The 2,550-nt window shown below is 63.2% G+C and carries 2 protein-coding genes; one reads left to right on the forward strand and one right to left on the reverse strand.

The window, feature by feature from the left end:
• Positions 1-254: 254 nt before the first annotated feature.
• The gene (locus tag ACI3KW_RS23125; RefSeq protein ID WP_404850042.1) at positions 255-1,163 is read right to left on the reverse strand and encodes a LysR family transcriptional regulator; all 909 of its coding nucleotides are present in this window, start codon (positions 1,161-1,163) and stop codon (positions 255-257) included.
• A gap of 109 nt (positions 1,164-1,272) precedes the next feature.
• On the opposite strand from ACI3KW_RS23125, the gene ACI3KW_RS23130 reads away from it, so the two are divergent.
• The gene (locus ACI3KW_RS23130; RefSeq protein WP_404850043.1) at positions 1,273-2,334 is read left to right on the forward strand and encodes an alkene reductase; all 1,062 of its coding nucleotides are present in this window, start codon (positions 1,273-1,275) and stop codon (positions 2,332-2,334) included.
• The last annotated feature ends 216 nt before the right edge of the window (positions 2,335-2,550 follow it).

The following is a 2,550-nucleotide window of genomic DNA, read 5'->3' on the forward strand; positions in this document are numbered from 1 at the left end:
TAGGGGAGCCAATGGACGCCCGTCTCGATCCGCTTTTGTGCAGGGTCCGGTTCAGGCGGTACCAGTCTTGCAGGTCCGGCTGCCGAGTTTCCAACCCCACTGGACAGGCGCCCCCATCCCACGGTCACCCCGCCCGGCCCTGCGTGGGGACCGGTGACTGGCGGGATGGGGAGATAGTGACATGCGCCCAACGGGGCGGGGATAAGTTTTTTGCGGGGCGATGAGGCGGACGCTAATTGGCGGTGATGGTGGCCTTACAGCGCTCCCGCGCCGGCGCGCCGGACGAGTTCGTCCACCACTATTCGGACCCTGGGGAGCATGGCGCGGGTTGCGGGCCAGACGGCGTTGAATGGGGATCGCGCCTGGCAGTGATCGGGCAGCACGACGACCAGTTCATTCCGCTCGATACTGGCCTGGACCAATGACTGGGGCATTTGACACAAGCCGAAGCCGGCTAGCGCCATTGCAATGACGACCTCACCGTCACTGGCTTGATGCGTGGCCGGCGGGTCAAAAGACAGGATGCGATTTTTCTCGTCGACAAAGCGCCAGGAGGCTGGCCGGTCAGGCCGGCTTCCCAGAATGCAGGCGTGACGGTGCAGATCACTCAGACCGACCGGCAGGCCAGACGCTTCCAGATAGCTGGGCGCCGCACAGAGCAGGAGGCGCTGCGATCCGAGTGGCCGGGCAGCGATATCGGCGCGATCCGGGAGTTCACCGAACCGCAGGCACAGATCTACCCCTTCTTCCACGGGATCGATAATCCGATCCGAAAAGCTCGCGGCCAGGCGCAGGTCGGGATGGGCCCTCAGGATATCCAGCAGGATCGGCATGGCGACGCGACGGCCAAATGCCGCTGGCATGTCCACCCGGAGTATACCGCGCACCGTGCTTGCTCTCGAGCGGGCAAAATCCTCCGCTGACCGCAGCTGATCAATGGCGGCCTCGGCTTGCTGGAGATAGGCCGCGCCTTCCGGCGTCAGCGACAGCCGCCGCGTGGTGCGATGCAGCAGCTTGACGCCAAGCCGGCTTTCCAGTTGCGCCACGGATTTGGCGGCCGCCGACTTGGTAATGCCCAACCGGGCAGCCGCGGCCGTGAACGAGCCGGATTTTACCGCATTGATGAAGACTTCGACGCCAGCGAAAGTGTTGGTGAGAGCCATCTGCAGCGCCTCGATTGACATCCTCAAGTCTACGATCTGGCAACTTGAAGCGCAATTGTCTCCGGGACACTGCACGGCCATATGTGTTCTCAATCCCAGGAGTTTGCAGATGTCCCGTTTGTTCGACCCGTTGAAACTTGGTGCCCTCACACTGCCGAACCGCATCATCATGGCGCCGCTCACCCGCAAGCGGGCCGGCACCGAGCGCGTTCCGAACGCCATGATGGCGGAATATTATCGACAGCGGGCCGGGGCCGGTTTGATCCTGAGCGAAGCGACTTCGGTATCCCCGCAGGGCGTGGGCTATTGGGGTACGCCTGGCATCTGGAACGATGCCCAAATGGAAGGCTGGAAACACGTCACCCATGCGGTCCACGAAGCCGGTGGCCGGATGTTCCTGCAATTGTGGCACGTTGGCCGCATCTCCGACCCTGAACTCCTCAAGGGCCAGCTGCCGGTGGCACCCAGCGCGATCGCGGCCGCCGGTCATGTCTCATCGTTACGGCCGAAGCGGCCGCATCCCGTTCCACGTGCACTGGAAACCGAGGAAATTGTCGGCATTGTCGATGATTTCCGACGCGGCGCCGAGCGGGCGAAGGCGGCTGGGTTCGACGGGGTCGAACTGCATGCGGCCAATGGCTATCTCATCGACCAGTTCCTGCAGGACAAGACCAACAAGCGGACCGATCGATATGGCGGCTCGGTGGAGAACCGGGCCAGGTTCCTCCTCGAAATCGTGGATGCGGTGATTGCGGTTTGGGGTGCCGATCGCGTCGGCGTGCATCTGCGGCCCCGTGGCGAGGAACACGATATGGGTGACAGCAATCCCAGGGCGCTCTTCGGCTATGTTGCCGACGAACTCGCCAAGCGGGAAATTGCGTTCATTTTCGTGCGTGAGATTGAGGCCGAAGACAGCCTGCTGGGTGAGATCAAGCGCCGGTTTGGCGGCCCGGTCATTGCCAACGAATTGATGTCGCAGGAAGATGGGGAGCGGTTTATCGCGGCCGGCATTGCTGATGCGCTGGCCTATGGGCGCGACTACATCGCCACCCCCGACCTCGCCGAGCGTCTTCGGCAGGGCCTGCCTTTGAACACACCGGACAAGGATACGTTCTACGGCGAAGGTCCGGAGGGTTACACCGATTATCCGAGGCTCCTGCCGTTGGGTTGATGCGACTGCTCAACTGAAAGCGGCGGCCGCTCCGCCGTCCCCGGCTCATATGCCGCCAAGAATTCGTTTGCTCTGGCGCGGAACCGGCAAGGCGGGCTATGGCTTATGTCCGGGCGGTCATTACCGAGCACAAGGATCATCCCCATGAAATGGCGTGGCAGGCAGCAGAGCTCCAATATCGAGGATCGGCGCGGGCAGGGCGGGGGCGGCCTGGGC

The sequence above is a fragment of the Devosia sp. ZW T5_3 genome (assembly GCF_044987315.1).
In the GTDB taxonomy this organism is placed as follows: Bacteria; Pseudomonadota; Alphaproteobacteria; order Rhizobiales; family Devosiaceae; genus Devosia.